The organism is Bacillus sp. XB1, from assembly GCF_053557995.1.
Window position 1 is genome coordinate 15,058 of record NZ_JBNRIL010000002.1, and the last position, 22,556, is coordinate 37,613.

22 protein-coding genes are annotated in these 22,556 nt (G+C 38.5%); 17 read left to right on the forward strand and 5 right to left on the reverse strand.

All coding sequences use genetic code 11. The annotated features are described in order from the left end of the window. Positions 1–87: 87 nt before the first annotated feature. A complete protein-coding gene (locus ACK1U5_RS15280) occupies positions 88–870 on the reverse strand; it encodes a TIGR00266 family protein (RefSeq protein ID WP_044796378.1) in 783 nt (260 codons plus the stop codon). Positions 871–1,261: 391 nt separating this feature from the next. On the opposite strand from ACK1U5_RS15280, the gene cspD reads away from it, so the two are divergent. After that, the gene (gene cspD / locus ACK1U5_RS15285) at positions 1,262–1,462 is read left to right on the forward strand and encodes a cold-shock protein CspD (protein WP_001193054.1); all 201 of its coding nucleotides are present in this window, start codon (positions 1,262–1,264) and stop codon (positions 1,460–1,462) included. 44 nt (positions 1,463–1,506) lie between these two features. Here the strand turns inward: cspD and ACK1U5_RS15290 are convergent, their stop codons facing one another. Together ACK1U5_RS15290 and ACK1U5_RS15295 are read right to left on the reverse strand one after the other, a co-directional pair. Further along, entirely contained in the window at positions 1,507–2,238 is a 732-nt protein-coding gene (locus ACK1U5_RS15290; protein ID WP_000957365.1) for a yteA family sporulation protein, read from the reverse strand. 109 nt (positions 2,239–2,347) lie between these two features. Beyond that, the gene (locus ACK1U5_RS15295) at positions 2,348–3,301 is read right to left on the reverse strand and encodes a 1,4-dihydroxy-2-naphthoate polyprenyltransferase (protein WP_000425740.1); all 954 of its coding nucleotides are present in this window, start codon (positions 3,299–3,301) and stop codon (positions 2,348–2,350) included. 194 nt (positions 3,302–3,495) lie between these two features. On the opposite strand from ACK1U5_RS15295, the gene ACK1U5_RS15300 reads away from it, so the two are divergent. The 15 genes from ACK1U5_RS15300 to gntP all read left to right on the forward strand — a co-directional run bounded on the left by ACK1U5_RS15300 (position 3,496) and on the right by gntP (position 20,646). Further along, entirely contained in the window at positions 3,496–4,890 is a 1,395-nt protein-coding gene (locus tag ACK1U5_RS15300) for an isochorismate synthase (RefSeq protein ID WP_000616750.1), read from the forward strand. Next, the gene (gene menD, locus ACK1U5_RS15305) at positions 4,887–6,641 is read left to right on the forward strand and encodes a 2-succinyl-5-enolpyruvyl-6-hydroxy-3-cyclohexene-1-carboxylic-acid synthase (protein ID WP_001059220.1); all 1,755 of its coding nucleotides are present in this window, start codon (positions 4,887–4,889) and stop codon (positions 6,639–6,641) included. Before ACK1U5_RS15300 ends, menD begins: the two co-directional genes overlap by 4 nt. Further along, positions 6,638–7,450 (forward strand): 2-succinyl-6-hydroxy-2,4-cyclohexadiene-1-carboxylate synthase, encoded by an 813-nt coding sequence (gene menH / locus ACK1U5_RS15310; RefSeq protein ID WP_000869216.1) that lies wholly within the window; start codon positions 6,638–6,640, stop codon positions 7,448–7,450. The genes menD and menH overlap by 4 nt, the downstream gene beginning before the upstream one ends. A gap of 69 nt (positions 7,451–7,519) precedes the next feature. Beyond that, complete coding sequence (gene menB, locus ACK1U5_RS15315; protein ID WP_000963886.1) at positions 7,520–8,338, forward strand: 1,4-dihydroxy-2-naphthoyl-CoA synthase; 819 nt, start codon at positions 7,520–7,522, stop codon at positions 8,336–8,338. A 325-nt stretch (positions 8,339–8,663) separates the two neighbouring features. Next, entirely contained in the window at positions 8,664–10,109 is a 1,446-nt protein-coding gene (locus tag ACK1U5_RS15320) for an o-succinylbenzoate--CoA ligase (protein ID WP_189644833.1), read from the forward strand. Beyond that, positions 10,110–11,216 carry an o-succinylbenzoate synthase gene (menC, locus tag ACK1U5_RS15325; protein WP_048568038.1) on the forward strand — a complete coding sequence of 369 codons (1,107 nt, stop codon included), beginning with the start codon at positions 10,110–10,112 and terminating at the stop codon, positions 11,214–11,216. It abuts the gene before it with no gap. Positions 11,217–11,471: 255 nt separating this feature from the next. Beyond that, entirely contained in the window at positions 11,472–12,170 is a 699-nt protein-coding gene (locus ACK1U5_RS15330; protein ID WP_000822516.1) for a response regulator transcription factor, read from the forward strand. Further along, positions 12,163–13,269 (forward strand): HAMP domain-containing sensor histidine kinase, encoded by a 1,107-nt coding sequence (locus ACK1U5_RS15335; protein ID WP_000002610.1) that lies wholly within the window; start codon positions 12,163–12,165, stop codon positions 13,267–13,269. Before ACK1U5_RS15330 ends, ACK1U5_RS15335 begins: the two co-directional genes overlap by 8 nt. A gap of 82 nt (positions 13,270–13,351) precedes the next feature. After that, entirely contained in the window at positions 13,352–14,212 is an 861-nt protein-coding gene (locus ACK1U5_RS15340) for a M15 family metallopeptidase (protein WP_087875854.1), read from the forward strand. 320 nt (positions 14,213–14,532) lie between these two features. Then, positions 14,533–15,633, forward strand: a complete 1,101-nt coding sequence (locus ACK1U5_RS15345) for an amidohydrolase/deacetylase family metallohydrolase (RefSeq protein ID WP_087875853.1) — start codon at positions 14,533–14,535, stop codon at positions 15,631–15,633. Next, positions 15,611–16,714 (forward strand): DgaE family pyridoxal phosphate-dependent ammonia lyase, encoded by a 1,104-nt coding sequence (locus ACK1U5_RS15350; RefSeq protein WP_087875852.1) that lies wholly within the window; start codon positions 15,611–15,613, stop codon positions 16,712–16,714. Before ACK1U5_RS15345 ends, ACK1U5_RS15350 begins: the two co-directional genes overlap by 23 nt. A 1-nt stretch (position 16,715) precedes the next feature. Next, positions 16,716–17,471, forward strand: a complete 756-nt coding sequence (dagF, locus tag ACK1U5_RS15355) for a 2-dehydro-3-deoxy-phosphogluconate aldolase (protein ID WP_061654862.1) — start codon at positions 16,716–16,718, stop codon at positions 17,469–17,471. After that, entirely contained in the window at positions 17,464–18,480 is a 1,017-nt protein-coding gene (locus ACK1U5_RS15360) for a sugar kinase (protein ID WP_087875851.1), read from the forward strand. Before dagF ends, ACK1U5_RS15360 begins: the two co-directional genes overlap by 8 nt. Next, positions 18,480–19,205: a GntR family transcriptional regulator gene (locus ACK1U5_RS15365; RefSeq protein WP_000539269.1), complete on the forward strand. Its 726-nt coding sequence runs from the start codon at positions 18,480–18,482 to the stop codon at positions 19,203–19,205. The genes ACK1U5_RS15360 and ACK1U5_RS15365 overlap by 1 nt, the downstream gene beginning before the upstream one ends. A 115-nt stretch (positions 19,206–19,320) precedes the next feature. Further along, on the forward strand, positions 19,321–20,646 hold the full coding sequence (gntP, locus tag ACK1U5_RS15370; protein WP_000356187.1) for a gluconate permease GntP: 1,326 nt from the start codon (positions 19,321–19,323) through the stop codon (positions 20,644–20,646). Between the two features lie 135 nt (positions 20,647–20,781). Here gntP and ACK1U5_RS15375 read toward each other — a convergent pair whose 3' ends face one another. Together ACK1U5_RS15375 and ACK1U5_RS15380 are read right to left on the reverse strand one after the other, a co-directional pair. Continuing rightward, positions 20,782–21,453, reverse strand: coding sequence for a YqeB family protein (locus tag ACK1U5_RS15375; RefSeq protein ID WP_087875849.1), 672 nt, complete (start codon positions 21,451–21,453; stop codon positions 20,782–20,784). A gap of 46 nt (positions 21,454–21,499) precedes the next feature. Then, positions 21,500–22,090 (reverse strand): TetR/AcrR family transcriptional regulator, encoded by a 591-nt coding sequence (locus ACK1U5_RS15380; RefSeq protein ID WP_000132246.1) that lies wholly within the window; start codon positions 22,088–22,090, stop codon positions 21,500–21,502. A 256-nt stretch (positions 22,091–22,346) separates the two neighbouring features. Between ACK1U5_RS15380 and ACK1U5_RS15385 the strand changes: the two genes are divergently transcribed. After that, complete coding sequence (locus ACK1U5_RS15385) at positions 22,347–22,541, forward strand: YjcZ family sporulation protein (RefSeq protein ID WP_001290395.1); 195 nt, start codon at positions 22,347–22,349, stop codon at positions 22,539–22,541. The last annotated feature ends 15 nt before the right edge of the window (positions 22,542–22,556 follow it).

Here is a 22,556-nt window from a genome sequence, read left to right on the forward strand (position 1 = left end):
ACACCCTTTCACTTTATTACTGCAAGCAAGGGTGTTTTAATTTTATTATTTTATTAGTTGATGGCCATGCCCACATAAGGGCACAGTTTACTCTTTCCCATCTAATAAACGACCAAGGCCACCTAATACACTACCTTCGCCAGTACTTTGCGCTGCTGGGCTTGTAAGGCGTGCTGCTAATCGGCTAAGTGTTAAGGACTGAATCCAAACTGTTCCAGGTCCTTCTAACGTTGCGAAGAATAAACCTTCGCCGCCAAATAGAGCTGTTTTTACTTTTCCAACGAACTCGATATCATAGCTAATGTCTTTTGTCATAGCAACGAGACAACCTGTATCAATGCGAAGTTTCTCACCAGGTTTTAATTCACGTTTATATACAGTTCCACCTGCGTGCATGAAAGCAAGACCGTCACCTTCAAGTTTCTGCATGATAAAACCTTCACCACCGAAGAAACCAGTTCCTATTTTTTTCGTAAATTCAATTCCGATAGAAACACCTTTTGCGGCACAAAGAAAGGCATCTTTTTGACAAACTACTTTTCCTTGATATTCTGTTAAATCTACAGGAATAATTTTACCAGGATAAGGAGCAGCAAATGAGACGTGGCGTTTGCCGTGACCTGTATTTGTAAATACAGTCATAAACATACTTTCGCCTGTAACGAGACGCTTACCAGCGCCCATTAATTTTCCGAATAAACCTCCAGATGGGCCAGAACCATCACCGAAGATTGTTTCCATTTCTATGTAATCTTCCATCATCATCATTGCGCCAGCTTCTGCGATCACGCTTTCTTCTGGATCTAACTCAATTTCAACAAACTGCATATCATCTCCGTATAACTTATACTCGATTTCATGTGCTCTCATTTTTTTCACCTCGTATGTAATAGATACTTATATTGTACAGAATTTAATAGGATTAGAATACTTTAGTTTTGTTAATTTTCAAATAAAGTGGAACAAACCAAAACTGATTATCAGCTCCCGCCAATCAAGCTGTCCGCAAATACCGGGCTAAAATATGAATATGGAAATTCAACATTATATTAAAATTATAAAAAAATGGTGGAATGAAAGTGTTCTCATTTGACGTTTTGGATATAGCGTGATATAGTGAAATCACTATTGAGCTACATAATGTGGTACGGAAATAAAGCACGTTGAATTAAAGGCTGTAAGCTTGTTATACATTCATGTCCTTTATATCCACCTTTTCATGTGGATTCATAGTTTCATTTTTATTTAGGAGGTACATGACATGCAAACAGGTAAAGTTAAATGGTTCAACAGCGAAAAAGGTTTCGGTTTCATCGAAGTTGAAGGTGGAGACGATGTATTCGTTCACTTCTCAGCTATCCAAGGTGACGGATTCAAAACTTTAGAAGAAGGTCAAGAAGTTTCTTTCGAAATCGTTGAAGGTAACCGTGGACCACAAGCTGCTAACGTTACAAAAAACTAATTAGCTAGCGATAAAAAGCATTCCGATTTTCGGAATGCTTTTTTTTATTCTTTGGAACTCGACTCATTTGAAGATAATTCGCCCTTAAAGGTACGCTCTTCAAAGTCATCAAGCATTTGTTCATATTCTTCATGTTCTTCCGTAGCGAAAACTTGCGGATTTTTTCCATACATATCTGTACCAATAAAGTTTTCGAAATCTTCTACGTATCCTACATTTTCCTCACTGTTTACGTACATGCCATTATAGTTTTTCGAATCTTGTCTTTCTAAATCAGACGGTGTTTCAGACGTTCCATAATTGGCAACATCTTGCCACGCATCTTCTGCATCGTACTCAACAGAGCGATCCTCATCGTGTTTATGGAAAGAGGGAGACAATACTTCTTCTTCAACTGGTCGTGTATTCATATTTAGCTTATTTGTCGCGTGCTGGATACATGTTGTAGCAGTCGGCATTGCTTCTAATCTTTCAAATGGAATTTCTTCGCCAGACACTTCGCAAATGCCGTACGTACCCGCTTCTATTTTTTGCAAGGCATGTTTCGTATCCTCTAGCTGTTTATGCCAAAGTTCAATAAGCCCGAAGTCTTTTTCACGTTCATATAGCTCTGTTGCCATATCAGCTGGATGGTTATCATAGCTAGATAATTCTCCAACAGACTCACGTTCAGATGCACGATCTTCATTTTCGTGTGTTTGTATCGTTTGCTCTAGTTCGTGTTTTTGTTTTTCTAAAACGGATTTAAATTGATTTATTTGTTGTGGAGTTAACATAGTCGTCCACCTTCCTACAATTCAGTTTCTTTACATAGTATGAGCGTTGCGAGTAGGAATTATGAGATGAATTTCAGATATGAAAAAGGAGCCGCATAAGCAGCTCCTTTTATAGAAAGTATCCAAGTAATAATCCGATTCCCATGAGGAGACCGAAGATCGTATTTGTTTTTGCTGTTGCAATCATCGCAGGTACCATTTCCATTGGAATGCTTTTGCCGATAAAGCCTTTCGTCGCTTTAAATGCTTTCGGTGCACTTAAAAATACGATAAGCATCCATGGTGATACGATGCCCACGATAATTAAAGCAATTGTCCAAATGTAGGAAACGATGAACATAGAAGCAAGTACACCAACCGCTCGCTCGCGTCCAACGAGAATTGCTAACGTTTTACGACCGTTTTCTTTATCGCCATCTAAGTCACGAATATTATTAGCTAGTAAAATGGCACCAATTAAAATGGAGCTTGGAATAGATAGTAAAATGACTTCTGATGTTACAGTTCCAGTTTGAATAAAGAATGAAATTCCAATAATGATAACACCCATAAATAATCCGGCTGTTAACTCTCCAAATGGTGTATAGGCAATGGGAAGTGGGCCACCCGTGTAAAGGTAAGCAACGGCCATACAAACAAGACCGATTGCAGCAAGCCACCAGCTAGAATTCATACAAATATAAACACCTAATAGTATTGCGATGCCGAAAAATCCAAATGCTAAGTTAAGCACTGTTTTTGGCTGAATGCCATCGCGAACGATAGCGCCGCCGATACCAACTGAACCTTCGTGATCGAGTCCTCTTTTATAATCAAAGTATTCATTAAACATGTTTGTTGCTGCCTGAATGAGAAGACAAGCAAGAAGCATTATAAGGAAAAGAGGGAGATGGATTTGATTTATACCTCCGACCTGCATTGCATAGGCTGTTCCGATGAAAACAGGAACGAAAGCTGCTGTTAATGTATGGGGACGTAGTAAACTCCACCAAATGCGCCAGCCTGTTTGCTTGCTTGGTTTTGGCGCCGTAGGAGAGGAATTCGTTTCGACGTTCATTTCCATGTTGAATCCTCCTTTGGTCACATATTGTACACAACTAAGTGTAGAAAAAGCATCATTTAGTGTCAACGTTTATTTTCTAGGAAGAGAAGGTGAATTTCTCAGAAATGCTAAACGTTGACAGGCCTTTCGTTTGAGGTGTATCTTAAAATCAAGCGTAATTATGACTATTTTTCGCCCATAGGGGGGAGACAATTGTGATTCAAACGAAACAAAAAGGCTTGCAAGAAGTTCTTAGTGCAGCCATTAAGCATGCAACTGATGAAAAAATATTGGTTAGTTTTGTAAAACAAATAGACTGGATGGATCCGCTTCTGTTTTATGCAGCAGGAAAAAGGATTGCATTGGAAAATAGATGTTATTTTGCAGATCCAGCTCAGCATGTAATATTTGCTGGAATTGGCTCTGTTTTCACTATAGCAAATTCTTCTCACAAACGCTTTCAAGCGGCTCGTGACGAGTGGGATAAAGTAAAAGAGAAAGCATTTGTACAAAGAGAAAAATATGAATTTGGAACAGGTCCTCTTTTATTTGGTGGATTTTCATTTGACCAAGAAAAAGAGAAAACGGACTTATGGAAAGAATTCGATGATACGACATTTTCACTACCAGCATTTTTATTAACTGTAAAAAATGAAAAAGCATGGTTAACGATGAATACATTCGTTTCAGCAACAGATTGTGCAGAAACTCTTTATAACGAAATTGTTTCTTTAGAAGAGAAAATTTTTGGGGAGAGTAAATGTGCATTAGAAGGATCGAAATTAACAGTTACTTCTAAAGTGGAAGTGGATCCGAAAGGCTGGATGAAAGCCATTGAGAAAGTGCAAGATGAGATGAAGCAGGGTAACGTGCAGAAGGTTGTATTAGCGAGGGAGCTAAAAGTAGAAATGGATCATCATATTGATTCTGCTCTTGTTTTAGAAGCACTTCGCATTGGGCAACCGGATTGTTACGTATTTTCTTTTGATTATAAAGGAGCATGCTTCTTAGGAGCGACGCCAGAGAGGTTAATTCGCAAAGAAGATGAGAAGTTTACTTCGATGTGTCTTGCTGGTTCAACTGGTCATGGTCAATCTATAGAAGAAAGTAAGCGAAATAGTAATGCGCTTCTTCATGATGAAAAGAATTTAGCTGAACACGGTTATGTTGTGAACATGATCAGGTCGGTATTAAATGAGCACTGCGAATACGTTAATATTCCGGAGAGTCCAGGTCTATTAACAACGAAAAACTTAATTCATTTATATACGCCTGTAGAGGCAAAAGGCACTGCGAGTCTTTTAACGATGGTAGAAGAATTACATCCAACACCAGCTCTTGGCGGGACACCTCGTTTGGAAGCGATGAAACTGATTCGTGATGTTGAATTGTTAGACAGAGGATTATATGGTGCACCGATTGGCTGGATAGATGATGAAGGAAATGGTGAATTTGCGGTTGCACTTCGCTGCGGATTATTAAATGGCGAGAAAGCATCCTTATTTGCCGGTTGCGGGATTGTAATTGATTCAGTACCGCAACTTGAATATGAAGAGACAAGTTTGAAGTTTAGACCGATGCTTGGTGCTTTGGAGGAATTAATGAAATGAACAATCATATAGAAGCATTATCATATTATTTAGGCGCGTTCGTGGATGAACTGACGCGTCTAAATGTATGTGATGTTGTCATTAGTCCAGGCTCACGGTCAACGCCGATTGCTCTACTAATGGAACAACACGAAGGAATGAACACATATTTACATGTAGATGAAAGATCTGCAGGATTTTTTGCGCTCGGTATCGCAAAAGCGAAAAAACGTCCGGTTGCATTATTATGTACGTCAGGAACGGCAGCAGCGAACTACTATCCAGCTGTATGTGAAGCTTTCCATTCACGAGTGCCGCTTATCGTCTTAACAGCAGATAGACCGCATGAATTAAGAGATGTCGGTGCACCACAAGCGATGAATCAATTTAATTTATACGGTACGTTTGTGAAGCAATTTACAGAGATGGCACTTCCAGAAGCGAGTGAAGCGATGTACCACTACGCTCGCATGACAACGCAGCGCATGATAGCAAGTGCTTGTTTAGCGCCGCAAGGACCTGTTCATCTTAATTTTCCAGTTCGTGAACCGCTTATCCCGGACTTTTCATTAGAAAGTTTATGGGATAAAGGACGCGGGGAATATACAGGAGTAGTTCAGCAAGGGAACGTGGTGATGCCGAGTGAATATGTAGATTCTCTTGTAGGGCGCCTTTCACATATGGAAAAGGGGCTTATTATTTGTGGAGATGATAGTCATTCAGAAATCGCAACGTTTGCAACGCAACTAGCTGAAAAAACGGGATACCCAATATTAGCAGACCCACTTTCTAATATTCGTAGCGGACACCACGATAAAACGATGGTAATCGACTGTTATGATACATTTTTACGAAATGAATTGTTAAAAGAGACGTGGAAGCCGGACGTTTTAATTCGTTTTGGTGGTATGCCTGTTTCGAAAGCATTAACGCAGTTCATTAAAAAACAAACGAAAGCTGTTCATATCGTTGTTGACGAATCTGGACAATGGAGAGATCCAGCTCTTGTTGCGACAGAAGTTGTACAGGCAAGTGATATTGCATTTTGCAGTACATTAATAGAAAAAATGCCAGTTATGAAAAAGAATGATTGGTCCCAAATGTGGCAACATATAAACGAAAAAACGAAGGAAACGCTTCGTGAAATGGAAACATATGAAACTGCATTTGAAGGAAAAGTCATTACAGATATTGTACGCGTATTACCAGAAGGAGCAACGTTATTTGCGAGTAATAGTATGCCAATTCGTGATACAGATTCATTCTTCTTCACATCAGATAAAAATATTCAAGTGATGGCAAACCGCGGTGTAAATGGGATTGATGGCATCATTTCGACAGCTTTAGGAGCGAGCATGATTTGCGATCCGCTCGTATTAGTCATCGGTGACTTATCATTCTATCACGATTTAAATGGACTATTAGCTGCAAAATTACATGAATTAAATATAACGATTGTCGTTGTAAATAATGATGGTGGGGGTATTTTCTCATTCTTACCACAATATGAGAAAAAGGAACACTTCGAATCGTTATTTGGAACGCCGATTGGGCTTGACTATGAGCATGTTGTTAAAATGTACGGTGGTTCATTTAGCCGTGTAAATGGTTGGGAGCAATTCCGGGAGGAAGTACAAAAGGGAGCAACGACAGAAGGTTTACACGTTGTAGAAATTTGTACGAACCGTGATGAAAACTTAACGTTGCACCGTACGTTATGGGCAAAAACACAGGACGTAATTACTACATCATTGCAAGGTGAATCAAAATGAAAGTAACGCTGCAAGGTGTATCGTATGAATATGAAGTAGTCGGAAGCGGGGAACCACTTCTACTTCTTCATGGTTTTACGGGAAGCATGGAAACGTGGCGTTCTTTTATCTCTTCATGGAGTGGGCAGTTTCAAGTTATTGTAGTGGATCTTGTTGGACACGGAAAGACCGAGAGTCCTGAAGATGTTGCGCATTATGACATTCGAAATGTGGCATTGCAAATGAAAGAACTATTAGATTACCTTCATATTGAAAAAGCACATATACTTGGCTATTCAATGGGCGGTAGACTGGCGATTACGATGGCGTGTCTATATCCAGAATATGTACGTTCTCTTTTATTAGAAAATTGTACAGCTGGACTCAAAAGTGAAGATGAGCGAAAAGAACGCTGTGAAAAAGATGAACGACTTGCCGATAAAATTGAGCGAGAAGGCATAGAAAGTTTTGTATCGATGTGGGAAAATATTCCGCTGTTTGAAACGCAAAAACGTTTAGCAAAAAACGTACAAGAAGCGGTGCGAAAAGAACGACTTGCTAACAACCCAAAAGGGCTCGCAAATAGCTTGCGCGGCATGGGAACTGGGGCTCAGCCTTCATGGTGGGATGAGCTAAAAAACTTAAAAATACCTGTTCTTTTAATGAACGGAGAGCATGATGAAAAGTTCTTTCGCATATTAAAAAATATCGAAAAATGCGTCTCTGATGCGAAAATTGTCAAAATTGATGGTGCTGGCCATGCAATTCATGTGGAACAACCGGAAAAGTTTGATACAATAGTAAAGGGATTTCTAAAAACTATGCAGTGATGCTTTTTTCAGTTAAGAATGAAGTTACACTTATAGAGGAGATCAGAAATATACAAGGAGGTAGTTGTAATGGCTATTGAATGGGTAAAAGAAGGCAATTACGAAGATATTATTTATTCAACATACAATGGTATCGCAAAAATTTCGATTAACCGTCCTGAAGTACATAACGCATTCCGTCCAAAAACGGTAATGGAGTTAATCGACGCTTTTGCACAAGCTCGTGATGATGCAAATGTTGGCGTTATCATTTTAACAGGTGAAGGTGGACGTGCATTCTGTTCTGGCGGCGACCAAAAAGTTCGTGGTCATGGTGGATATGTAGGTGACGACCAAATCCCACGTCTAAACGTATTAGACTTACAACGTCTAATTCGCGCAATTCCTAAACCAGTTATCGCAATGGTAGCAGGTTATGCAATCGGTGGAGGACACGTACTTCATATCGTATGTGACTTAACAATCGCTGCAGAAAATGCTGTATTCGGACAAACAGGTCCTAAAGTAGGAAGCTTTGACGGTGGATACGGAGCTGGTTACTTAGCTCGTATGGTAGGCCACAAGAAAGCTCGCGAAATTTGGTACCTATGCCGTCAATACAGTGCTGGGGAAGCGCTTGATATGGGCTTAGTAAATACAGTAGTACCATTAGAACAACTTGAAGCAGAAACAGTACAATGGGCACAAGAAATCTTAGCAAACAGCCCAATGGCACTTCGTTTCCTAAAAGCTGCATTCAACGCAGACACAGACGGTCTAGCTGGTATTCAACAACTAGCTGGAGATGCAACGTTATTGTACTACACAACTGACGAAGCAAAAGAAGGTCGCGACGCATTCAAAGAAAAACGCAGTCCGGACTTCGGTCAATTCCCTCGTTTCCCTTGATCAAATCAAAAGCGGAGCCGACTGTTTAGCCTCGTAGGCTAAGGTTCTTTCGCACAGAAAGTGTTTTTTTACTTTCTCGTGCGGAAGGTTCTTAGACGGAAGGGGCTAGGAGGCGCAGCTAGATGAAACCAAAAGCGGAAGCGGCTCGCTTAGAACAAGAGGGCGTTGGAACTCCTGACGTAGAGGCGCTTTTTGCCTCGTAGGAAGGCGTGAAACGACCGACTGTTCTAGCCGCTGTAGCTAGATGAGATCAAACCAGAAACAAAACAACTAAGAGACTTGATGTCACATCAAGTCTCTTTCTTTCATGAAAGGAGAATGTATGATGGAGACGATGCCAAATTGGTTAAAGCAACGTGCATTTTTAACACCAGATCGTACTGCAATTGAAATAGAGGAAGAGAAAGTTACTTTTATGCAGCTGCATGAAAAGGTAGTATCTGTTTGTGAACACCTCACGCATGTAGGAGTGAAGCGAGGACAAAAGGTGGCTGTTCTGATGAAAAATGGTATGGAGATGATTACAGTTATTCACGCCCTATCGTACGTAGGGGCAGTAGCTGTGCTTTTAAATACGCGTCTTTCAAGAGAAGAGCTACTTTGGCAAATGGATGATGCTGAAGTTATTTGTTTAGTGACCGATCAAGAATTTGATGCTAAAGATGTTCCTGTCTATTCATTCGCCGAGGTGATGAATGGACCAAAAGAGGAAGCCTCTATACAAGAAGAATTCTCTTTAGAAGAAGCGATGACGATTATTTATACGTCAGGGACGACAGGGAAACCGAAAGGCGTTATTTTAACGTACGGTAATCACTGGGCCAGCGCGGTTGGCTCTTCGCTTAATTTAGGACTTCGTGATGATGATTGCTGGTTAGCGTGTATGCCGATGTTCCATGTTGGCGGGTTATCTCTTCTAATGAAAAATATTATGTACGGCATGCGCATTTTACTCGTTCCGAAATATGATGCTGATTTTATTCATACAGCACTTCAAACGAGAGGCGTAACGATTATTTCAGTCGTATCAAAAATGTTAACTGATTTATTAGAGAGACTTGGAGAAGAAACATATCCTTCTTCTTTACGATGTATGTTACTTGGCGGAGGACCAGCGCCAAAACCGTTACTCGAAACATGTGTAGATAAAGGAATTCCTGTGTATCAAACGTACGGTATGACAGAAACGTCTTCGCAAATTTGTACGTTGTCCGCAGATTACATGTTAACGAAAGTAGGATCAGCTGGAAAGCCACTATTTCAGTGCCAACTTCGTATTGAAAAAGACGGCGTAGTAGTGCCGCCACATGCGGAAGGCGAAATTGTAGTAAAAGGGCCGAACGTAACAGGCGGTTATTTTAACCGTGAAGATGCGACGCGTGAGACAATTCAAAACGGATGGCTTCATACTGGTGACCTCGGTTATTTAGATGAAGAAGGATTTTTATACGTATTAGACCGCCGCAGCGATTTAATTATTTCTGGTGGAGAGAATATATACCCAGCTCAAATTGAAGAAGTGTTACTCTCTCATCCGATGGTAGCGGAAGCTGGTGTTGTCGGTATGTCTGACGATAAATGGGGACAAGTACCCGCTGCTTTTGTTGTGAAAAGCGGGGCGGTAACAGAAGAAGAAATTCTTCACTTTTGCGAGGAGAAATTAGCGAAATATAAAGTGCCGAAGAAAGCATGTTTCTTAGAGGAATTACCACGTAACGCTTCGAAAAAATTGTTAAGACGAGAGTTAAGAAAATTAGTGGAGGAGAGGTAAGTGGAAATAAAAAAAGCGACACTTCATATAACAGAAATGCCACTCGTAATCCCGTTTGCTGCAAGCTACGGAACGTATGAGAAGCGTGAGAGCATCGTTATTAAATTAGAGGATACGGACGGATACATTGGATTTGGCGAAGTCGTCGCCTTCTCTGAACCGTGGTATACGGAAGAAACAGTGAAGACAGCATTGCATGTACTGCAAGATTTTTTATTACCTGATTTATTAAAGGCTGAAATTTCTCATCCGAATGAAGTGCCAAGTTTGTTCCAGCATATAAAAAGAAACCGAATGGCAAAGGCAGGAATAGAAGGAGCTGTTTGGGATTTATATGCGAAGCGACAAAAGAAGTCATTAGCGACATTACTAGGCGGGACTAGACCTGAAATTGAGGTCGGTGTTGTAATTGGTATCAATACAATTCCGGTTATGTTAAAACAAATCGAAAAGTACGCAGAAGAAGGGTACGAGCGTTTTAAAGTGAAAATAAAGCCAGAGCATGATTACGAATTATTGAAAGAGATTCGAAAAGAGTTTCCGCATATCCCGCTAATGGCAGATGCAAATTCAGCATATACATTAGGGGATACGGAGAGGCTGAAACGACTAGATGAATTCCAATTAATGATGATTGAACAACCGTTAGCCGATTATGATTTTCTTGATCACGCGGAGTTGCAAAAGAAAATTGAAACGCCGATTTGTTTAGATGAAAGTATTCATAGTTTAGAAGATGCACGCGTTGCGATTACCCTTGGTAGCTGCCAAATTGTGAACATTAAACCAGGGCGAGTGGGCGGATTAACAGAATCGGTTCAAATCCATAATTATTGCATGGAGCACAACATACCCGTTTGGTGCGGCGGTATGGTGGAGATGGGGATTTCAAGAGCACAAAATGTTGCGCTTGCCTCATTGCCGAACTTTACGATTCCAGGCGATATATCTGCTTCTAGCAGACATTGGGAGCAGGATATTATTTCGCCGGAAGTGATGCTTGAGAGCGGGAAAGTTATGGTGCCGCAAAGTGTTGAAGCTGAGTATGAAGTAGACCGCGGAAGGTTGGCGGAGATCACGAAACAGCGAATTGTTTTGGAGCGGTAACTTGAGTCTTTAAAGTAGCGGGCGAATTTCGTTGTTAATTGTCGGTAAGTCGATATATTTCAATAATCGCTGATATAATGCGAGTTACGGTCGATATAATTGAGAAATCGCCGATATAATTCAAGTTATGGTCGATATATTTGGAAAATCGCTGATATAATTTTATTTACAAAGGTTACTCTAATGGGTAACCTTTTCGTATTGTACAAATTGGATAGACTAGTTTACAATCGAGCGTATAAAAGGGGGAGTAAAATGAAGCGCATTTCAATTTTAATAGTGGATGATGAGGCAGAAATTGCTGATTTAATTGAGATACATTTAGAAAAAGAAGGGTACCACGTCGTGAAGGCAGCAGACGGGGAAGAGGCTGTTCATATTATTGAAACGCAGCCAATCGACTTAGTGGTTTTAGATATTATGATGCCGAAAATGGATGGGTATGAAGTGACGCGTCAAATTCGCGCGAAGCACCATATGCCAATCATTTTCTTAAGTGCGAAAACTTCGGACTTTGATAAGGTGACAGGTCTTGTATTAGGCGCAGATGATTATATGACGAAACCTTTTACACCGATTGAATTAGTTGCGCGTGTAAATGCACAATTACGTAGGTTTCTTACATTAAATCAGCCGAAAGTAGCGGAGAATAAATCTGCTTTAGAGATAGGCGGAGTTATTATTGATCCTGAGCGAAGAACAGTGAACGTCTATGGAGAGCAAATTGAGTTAACACCGAAAGAGTTTGATATTTTATATTTATTAGCGAGCCATCCGAAGAAAGTGTATAATGTGGAAAATATTTTTCAGCAAGTATGGGCAGATGATTATTATGAAGGCGGAAATACAGTTATGGTACATATTCGTACGTTGCGGAAAAAGCTTGGGGAAGATAAAAGAAAGGATAAATTAATAAAAACAGTGTGGGGAGTAGGTTATACTTTCAATGGCTAATATGATGAAAAGTTTTCGATTTAAAATGATTGCCTTATTTGCGTTAAGTATGGTGCTTGCAGCAACTGTAACTTATATAATTTATAAAGGATTGCAGCTGTATTATAAAACGATGGTTCGCTACGAAGAGCCTTTAGCGCAATTTAGGTCAGTGGTAAGGGAAGTTGGAGACATTAACTTCTTTTTAATTTTCTTTATTCCGTTATCTATTATCTTTTTCTTCTTTTTGACAAAACCGTATTTAAAGTATTTTAGTGAGATTTCTAACGGGATTCATCATCTTGCGAACGGTAACTTTACGAATAAAGTTCAAGTTTCATCAAACGATGAGTTTGGAGATATCGCACGTGAAATAAATGTTGCGAGTGAAAAGTTAAAAGAAGCGGTGGAAAGAGGAGACTTTGCTGAAAGTAGTAAAGATCAGCTCGTTGTAAACTTAGCTCATGATTTAAGAACTCCATTAACATCCGTGTTAGGGTATTTAGATTTAATTCTTAAAGATGAGAATTTAACAAAAGAACAAATTAAACATTTCTCCACAATTGCATATACGAAATCGCAAAGGCTCGAAAGTTTAATTGATGAGTTATTTGAAATTACACGTATGAATTATGGCATGCTAAAGCTGGATAAAAAGCCGATTGATATAAGTGAACTACTTATACAGTTAGATGAGGAATTGTATCCTTTATTAGAGAAACATCATTTACAAGCTAGGTTGAATATTGATCCTCATTTGCCAATTAACGGTGATGGAAAATTGCTAGCTAGAGTATTTGAAAACTTGTTAACAAATGCCGTTCGATACGGATATGATGGGCAATTTGTTGATCTGAATGGGTATATCGATAATGGAGAAGTTGTCGTACAAGTTATGAATTATGGAGACAGCATTCCAGAAGAAGATTTACCGTATCTTTTTGATATGTTTTATACAGGTGATAAATCGAGAACTGAGAACCGTGGCGGGACAGGCCTTGGACTGTTTATTGCGAAAAATATTGTTGAGCAGCATAACGGTACAATTTCTGCTGAAAGTAATGTAGTTAGAACAATGTTTGAAGTGCGATTGCCAAAAGACGAGAACTTAACAATTTAATAAAAATTTAAACTTTACCCCACTTTTTATTTTAATAGTTTTTTCTATTCTATACGTAAGTTACGTTAAGGAGGAACTAGAAATGAAAAAGTGGGTATTTATTTCTTTTTTTATAGCATGCACAGTATGTGTAGGCTTTTATATATCACCGTTATTTCAAAAGGAAATCGATGTTAAAATTGTCGGAAAAGATGAGCTAGTAAAGGCGGCAAATACCGAGAGGAAAGAGATTACGAAGGAACAAATTTATAAGGGTGATTTATTATTAGTTAATAGGGATTATCCAGTAAAAAAAGATAGTATTAGGTCTGATATTATAAATGTAAATCATAATAGTGAATTAGTAAGAGGCTACGTAATATTTGATAGAAATCTTCGTTTATCAAAGTATGTTGTAAAAAAGTTTTTGAACGTTGTCGATGCGGCTGGAAAAGATGGCGTACAGCATTTCTTAATGAGTAGTGGGTATCGAGATTTTAAAGAACAAAGTAAATTATATAAAGAAATGGGATCTGATTACGCGCTTCCAGCAGGATATAGTGAACATAATTTAGGATTATCACTAGACGTTGGATCAACGCAAAAGAAGATGGAGAAAGCGCCTGAAGGAAAATGGATCGAAGAGAACGTATGGAAGCATGGCTTTGTATTACGTTATCCGAAAAATAAAAGTAACATTACTGGAATTCAATATGAGCCATGGCATATCCGTTATGTTGGCCTACCTCATAGCGCAATTATGCAAAAAAAGAATTTCACACTAGAGGAATATTTAGAGTTTTTAAAAGAGGAAAAAGAGATTTCAACTGAAGTAGAAGGTAAGAAATATACTGTTTCTTATTATAAAGTTTCTGAGAATATGAAAGTGAACATTCCGGCAAACAAGCAGTATGAAATTTCGGGGAATAATATGGATGGGGTTATTGTGACGGTTCAGGAATAGAGAAAAAGGCTGTGCCATTTGGGACAGCCTTTTCTTATATAAGAAAGGAATTGAAGTTTTTTTGTCGGTAAATCGATATTCCTTGTCGAATCGTTGATATATTGTAAGTTATGATAGATATATTCAAAAAATCGTTGATATAATTTCCTATACTACTACCATTTTGGAGGAGCATCTTTTTATTCACTTTCAAACATTATAACGTTATATTTACTTCTAACTTTTTTTGTGTTACGCTAAACGTGTGAAAGAGATATAAAAAATGAAACTTAAATGTAAGCGTATTCTTATGGCTTCTTATAGAAAAGGGTGGAAATACAATGACAGAACGATTCGTACTACGTAATGTGAAACGTGTGAACGGGGAAGAGATTGACATTGTAATTGAAAATAACAAAATCGTACAGGTGACGAAAGCTGGTGCTGGTGAGGGTGGAAAGGTTCTTGATTACTCTGGTACTTACGTATCGAGTGGCTGGATTGATTTGCACGTTCATGCTTTTCCGGAGTTTAATCCGTATGGCGATGAGGTAGATGAAATTGGCGTTAAGCAAGGGGTAACGACAATTGTTGATGCGGGTAGCTGCGGAGCTGATCGTATTGCAGATTTAGTAAAAAGTAGAGAACAGGCGAAAACGAATTTATTTGCCTTTTTGAATATTTCTCGCATCGGTTTGAAACGAATTGATGAATTGTCCAATATGGAATGGATAGATAAAGAGAAAGTAATAGAAGCAGTAGAAAAGTATAAAGATGTAATCGTTGGGTTAAAGGCGAGAATGAGTAAAAGTGTCGTTTGTGATAGCGGAATTGAACCGCTTCATGTTGCACGCTCTTTATCCCGTGAAACATCATTACCAATTATGGTACATATCGGTTCAGCGCCTCCTCACATTGAGGAAGTTGTACCTCTTTTAGAAAAAGATGATGTCATTACACATTACTTAAACGGGAAAGAAAATAATTTATTCGATGAAGAAGGCAAACCGCTACCTGTATTACTAGATGCAGTGAATCGTGGTGTTCATTTAGATGTTGGTCACGGTAATGCTAGTTTTTCTTTTAAAGTAGCAGAGGCGGCGAAGCATCACGGTATTGCTTTTAATACAATTAGTACAGATATTTACCGGAAGAATCGTATACACGGTCCCGTGTATAGTATGGCTCACGTTCTTTCGAAATTCCTTTACTTAGGTTATCCGCTAGAAGAAGTAATTGACGCGGTTACGAAAAATGCAGCAGAGTGGCTGAAAAAACCAGAGCTTGGCCGCATTCAAGAAGGAGATATTGCAAACTTAACTTTATTTACAGTGAAAGATGAGAAGGTTACGTTAATTGATTCAGAAGGGGATCAGCGCATTACTGAAAGAAGGATTGATACGAAAGGGGTTGTAATCAATGGGTCATTCATTGAATGCTAAGTACGGATTAAAAAGAGTAATTAATGCGAGCGGTAGAATGAGTATTTTAGGTGTATCCGCTCCTACAGATACAGTTATGGATGCGATGAAACATGGTGGACAAAATTATGTGGAAATTGCTGATTTAGTAGATAAAGCGGGAGACCATATTGCGAGAATTCTAGATTCAGAGGCAGCGGTCGTTGTGAACTCAGCATCGAGTGGCATTGCGCTTTCTATCGCTGGTATCGTGACGGAAGGAAATCGCCGTAAAAGTGAAAGACTTCATCAAGAAGTAATCGCGAAAAACGAAGTAATTATGTTAAAAGGTCATAACGTTCAATACGGTGCTCCTGTTGAAACGATGATTTACTTAGGCGGCGGTAAACTTGTAGAAGTTGGCTACGCAAATGAAGGGAAAGCAGAGCATATTGAAGATGCGATTGGCGAAAATACAGCAGCAATTCTTTATGTGAAATCACATCATGCAGTGCAAAAAAATATGATTTCTGTTGAAGAAGCATGGGAAGTTGCGCAGCGAAATAACGTACCGCTTATCGTGGATGCAGCAGCTGAAGAAGACATTCAAAAATATGTGAAGTATTCAGATCTTGCTATTTATAGTGGTTCAAAGGCAATTGAAGGACCTACTTCTGGTATTGTGGGCGGTAAAAGAAAGTATATTGAATGGCTGAAAGTGCAATTACATTGCATCGGAAGAAGTATGAAAGTTGGGAAAGAAACAACTTTCGGCTTACTTCAAGCGCTTGATGAGTACGGAGTAAAAGAAGATAAAAGTGAGCAAGAAAAAGAATTGCTACAAGTACTTATGCCGCTAAAAGAATTAAAAGGTGTAAATGTAACGATCGTTCAAGATGAAGCCGGAAGAGCAATCTTTAGAGCACGTATTCATATTAACGAAAAAGAGTTAAATAAATCGGCAAAAGACGTTGTGACAGCATTACGCGAAGGGGAAATCGCAATCTATACACGTGATTACGGAGTAAGACAAGGATTCTTTGATATTGATCCACGTCCACTTCAAGGTGATGACATACATGTAATTGAAGAAAAATTGAGAGAAATTGTAGGGGGAAACTAAAATGACAAATATTCAAAAACGTTTTTATAAAGGCCGCGTAGCATTAAATGTATTAGCGAACAATACCCGAAATGCGAAAGATATTTTTGAAGCAGCAGAAGGGTATGTAGTAGTGGGGGTATTATCAAAAGACTACCCAACAGTAGAAGAAGCCGTTACAGCGATGAAAGCATACGGAAAAGAAATTGATGACGCTGTATCAATCGGACTAGGAGCAGGAGATAATCGCCAAGCGGCAGTTGTAGCTGAGATTGCGAAGCATTATCCTGGCAGCCATATTAACCAAGTGTTCCCTTCAGTTGGAGCTACACGTGCAAATCTTGGCGAAAAAGATAGCTGGATTAATAGTTTAGTATCGCCAACAGGAAAAGTAGGTTACGTAAATATTTCTACTGGTCCAATTAGCGCAGCTGGAGAAGAAAAAGCAATCGTTCCAATTAAAACAGCAATTGCAATTGTACGTGATATGGGCGGAAATTCATTGAAATACTTCCCAATGAAAGGTTTAGCTCATGAAGAAGAATATCGTGCAGTTGCGAAAGCTTGTGCGGAAGAAGGATTCGCATTAGAGCCAACAGGCGGAATTGATAAAGAAAACTTCGAAACAATTGTACGTATTGCGCTTGAAGCAAACGTAGAGCAAGTTATCCCGCACGTGTACTCTTCTATTATTGATAAAGAAACTGGTAACACGAAAGTAGAAGATGTTCGTGAATTATTAGCAGTCGTGAAGAAGCTAGTTGATCAATATGCGTAAGAAAATTGCAGCGTTTGGCGAAGTAATGATGCGCATGCAAGTACCTGGATATGAATTGTTGTCGCAAGCTAACACGTTAAATTACTCATTTTCAGGTACAGGTGTGAACGTTGCAGCGGCACTTTCTCACTTAGGGCATGAAGGGCTTCTTATTTCAACTTTACCGGAAAATTCGGTTGGAGATGCAGCTGTATCTTACATTCAAAAGTTAGGGATTCAAACTTCTCTTGTTTCAAGAGGCGGTAAATATGTAGGTATGTATTTTTTAGAAAATGGATTCGGTGCACGTGCAAGCCGCGTTACATATTCGAATCGATTAGAAAGTAGCTTCAATACGGCATGTGAAGAAATGTATCAATTTGAAGAAATCGCAAAGGAAATTGATATCGTTCATTTTTGCGGTATTACACTTGCGATGAATGATACGGTGCGTCATCATATGAAATCTTTAGCGAGAGCAGTTAAAGAAAACGGAGGAACCGTCGTTTTTGATTGTAATTATCGTCCCTCACTTTGGGGAGAAGACGGATATGAACAGGCAAAACCGCATTATGAAGAAATGCTGGGGCTTGCTGATATCGTTATGATGAACGAAAAAGATGCGATGTTCGTTCTTGGAATGAAAACAGAAGAAACGGAGCGAGAGGCGCAGCTTGTTGATCTTATTCCAAAGGTGGCTGAAACGTATCATATCGCTACAATCGCTGGTACTCATCGCTCTATTAACAGTGATAATACACACTCGCTTCGCGGATTTATATGTAAAGATGGCGCGTTCACTTTTGCAAAAACACTTACGTTTTCTGTATATGATAGAATAGGTGCTGGAGATGCTTATACGAGCGGGATTATTCATGGCGAGATAGAAGAGTTTGCACCAGAGAAAGCTGTTTCATTTGCGTCAGCAGCTGGAATGCTTGCACATACAATCGTCGGTGATACGCCAATGTCATCAGAGAAGGATATACTTCGGGCAATGACGGCATCAGTAGGTGATGTAGAAAGGTAGTGGGTGTAACGGTGAACGTAACGAGAAAAAAAGGACCATTATATTTACAAATAAAAAATATTATTCGTGATCGAATATTGCATGGTGTATATGCGATTCATACGAATATTCCTTCCGAACCGCAGTTAGAAGAAGAGTTCAAAGTGAGCAAAATTACAGTGCGTAATGCGATTAAAGAACTCGCTCAAGAAGGATATTTAGAAAAGAAAAGCGGTAAAGGAACGAAAGTTATCCGCAATACTTCTGCGACAAAGTTGTCAAAAGGTAAGAAATTTACAGAAGTGTTAGTGGAAGAAGGATATAAAGTACAAAAAAAATTGCTAAAAGCAGAAATCGTTCAGATTGAAGAAGGAACGGTGCCATTTCGATTATTCGGTAAGGAGAGTTTTCGTATTGAACGTTTATACACGTTAAATGATGCACCGTACATTCATTATACGCACTATTTCTCAGCAGGAATGGCAAGTACAGATTTATCGGACTTTGACTTGCAATCGCTTTATGATTTAGTTGAAGACCGAGGCATTCACCTAGAAAACTTCAGAGATGAATTCGCTGTTGGACTCGCGCCTAGTTTCGTTGCAGAAGCGCTAGGTGAAAAAGAGGGGACAGCGCTATTAAAACGTATGCGTTATTCTTACGATGAAGTTGGCGAAGTAATTGAATATAGCGAAGGCTACTACAATACAGAGATGCAGCATTATGTAGTGAATTATGACGTATAAAAAAGAGGGGATGTTCCCTCTTTTTTTATAAAGTAAAACTTTAATTAGTGGAGGAGGGCATCATCCACTAATTATTAGCTCACACCAATCGGGATAAAAGTAAGGGGAATGAGAGATGGATATATACTTATTAATCGTCACGTTACTTGCGATCACAATTGTTATTTTAGGGGTATCATGGTGGAAATGGCATGCATTTATTAGTTTAACAGTTGCGAGTTTATTTTTAGCTATTATGTCTGGACTGAACTTAACGAAAATAGTGGCTGCCTATGAAACTGGTGTTGGTAGTGTACTAGGGCATTTAGTTGGTATTTTAGCACTTGGAACAATTTTAGGAAAAATGATGTCCGATTCAGGGGCAGGCATGCAAGTTGCAGATTTCTTTATTCGATTTTTCGGCGTAAAAAAATTACCTTGGGCTATGTTATTTGCAGGGTTTGTTATAGGGATTCCCGTATTTTTTGAAGTGGGGATTGTCATTTTATTACCACTCGTTATTTCAATTCGAAAAACGACGAAGCAAAATATATTATTAATTGCGTTACCTGTCATTGCAGGATTATCTATTGTTCACGGGCTCGTACCACCACATCCAGGGGCGATGACAGCAATCGGTATTTATAACGCGAACTTAGGAAAGGTACTTTTATATTCATTAATTATCGCGTTACCAACAGCCATTATCGCAGGCCCAATATTTGCAAAGTGGGTACATAAGAGGGTTATACCTGAAAATGAACCGGAGCTTGTTCGAGTTACGACAGTATCAACTGATTTGCCAAGTCGTAAAGTTTCATTCTTTATTATTTTATTACCAGTTGTATTGATGATTTTATCAGTAGTTGCACCATATATTTCATTACCGAAAAAATTGACTGAATTTTTTGTGTTTATAGGGAGTCCAGTAATCGCCTTACTTATTTCATGTTTCGCAGCATTTTATTTACTTGGTATCAAACAAGGTATTAATAAAAAGATGATTAAAAAATTAACAGATGAAAGTTTATTGCCTGTCGGTTCTATTATTTTAATAATTGGTGCAGGCGGTGGATTTAAACAAATATTAATTGAAAGCGGCGTTGGAACAGCTATTGCACAAATGGCAGAACATATTTCGTTATCACCAATTGTATTAGCTTTCATGGTAGCTGGTTTAATTCGAATTGCAACAGGTTCAGCTACAGTAGCATTAACGACAGCAGCAGGGATTGTTTCACCAGTTATTCAGCACATGTCTGGTGTGAATTTAGAGTTGCTAGTTATTGCAACCGGTGCAGGATCATTAATGTTTTCTCACGTAAATGATGCAGGGTTCTGGCTTGTAAAAGAGTATTTAGGTTTGACGGTGAAGGAAACGTTTAAAACGTGGACGGTACTCGAGACATTGTTATCATTTATTGCATTTGGTTTTGCTCTTTTGTTGAATATGTTTCTTTAGGGAGAAAAGCCCATTTTAATTAATAAAACCCACAGGAGAAATTCAATTTCTCTGTGGGTTTTGCTATTTTTTAATCGTAGTTACTTACAAATATACAGGGCAAGGTGCTTTTTATATCTTTTTTCTATTGTCCTATTATTTAATAGAACGGACATACTGATTTTCTCCATCGTCTTTGACAAAGACTCCTAGCTCATTCAAATCTTTGCGTAAATGCTTCTTTTTTTTCGAGTTTCCTTCTCGAAGGGCATTTCGTCTTTCATACAAAATAGTATTTATGCTTTTATTAAATCGCGCATCCTCTAATTTCCATAAGCTATACTCATGTTTATAAGGATCTTGTTCCACCCAGGGGAAGCCGTGCGTTAAGAAAGTATCTTTAATTTTGCTTGGGGTAATGTCAGATGTTTCACGTAACCATTCTCGGTCTTCTTGATCAATGATAACCACTTGACGCTTATCTACAAAAACGGCTTTTACATTTGATCTGGTGATTTGTTTCTTTTGATCGTCCTTATTCACGTGAATGCTTTCCGAAGTAATGTTCATTTTTAAAGCTTCACTATAAATAATTAAAGAAAATAAAATTCCTGCAATAACACCAATTAGCATGAGGATAATAGGAAGCCAGAAGGGATTAATAAAATTTAAAAGTTCTATAATTTTTGAATCAGAAAAGAGAGGAATCTTTTTTATAATCTCTATTAATTTAGGTGAAAAATATCCAATAACGCCTAAAAGGATTGGACTTACTATAGCAAGTAACTTTTCTAAAAAACCTAATCCAATGACAGATGCCTTTTTCATGTGTAGTTCATCCTTTCTTATATATATTTTTTAACCAGGGCATGTTTTAAATAGTGAGTTTTTTCACCATTTTTATGAGCTCATCTGAGTAATTTTCTATGGATATAGATGAATTTGCCTTCAACATTCTTTCTTCGATTGCTCCTAAAATAAATGAAGCTAATGTGTCGGTTTGAAAAGAGTTAGAAAACACACCATTTTGTTGTCCAGTCTTCAAAATATCTAATAACATCGTTCTAAGAGCATCCTCTTCGTCGTCTTCGATTCTGTAATAAGGAATGTTCTCTTCATTTCTTGCATTAAAGACAATCTCAATTAAGGCAATATTATTTTTGTAATGAGTTTCTTGATAAGCCAAGTGTGCTTCAATAAAAGCCTCTAGTTTATTTATTTCAGATTGAGCTAATAGTACTCGATTACTAATAAATTCATGTTGTTTGGCAACTAAAAATTGTAATGTACGGTTCATAAGGTAAAGCTTATCATTAAAATGATAAGAAATAAGTCCGGTACTAATCTTAGCCTTTTTTGCCACCTTCGTTAAGCTTAAGTTGTTATATCCAACCTCTTCTAATGTATCAATACATGCAAGAATAATTTGTTCACGCCTAGCCTCTGCAATAAAAGAATCAGTCACGCTATTCAACTCCTGATTTATATAATTTGAATGCATAATCAAAAAAATGATTGATCGTTCAATTAAATATTAGTAAGAAATTATTAGTATGTCAAATGTTTTATACCTACATCTTGATAAGGCTCATTTTCTGAAACAAGCCCGTTTTTAGGTAAGCCAAGCTTCCTATTCGCCCTGAAAACATAATATAAATGGAATCCCCTCATTTAGAGCAAGGTGAACTTGTTATGAATGATACTAAAGGAGGAATAGGGTAATGAGCGAAAAGTGTGAACACAGACATGATGATTGTAACCGCAGACATGGTTGCGGAGGCGGTTTTGCGCTTCTAATCGTATTGTTTATTTTATTAATTATCATCGGTGCTAGCTGCTTCGGCGGAGGCGGCGGTTGTGGTTATGGCGGTTACGGCGGCTACGGATATGGTGGCTACGGCGGATATTGCTGCTAATTATTAAAAACTATT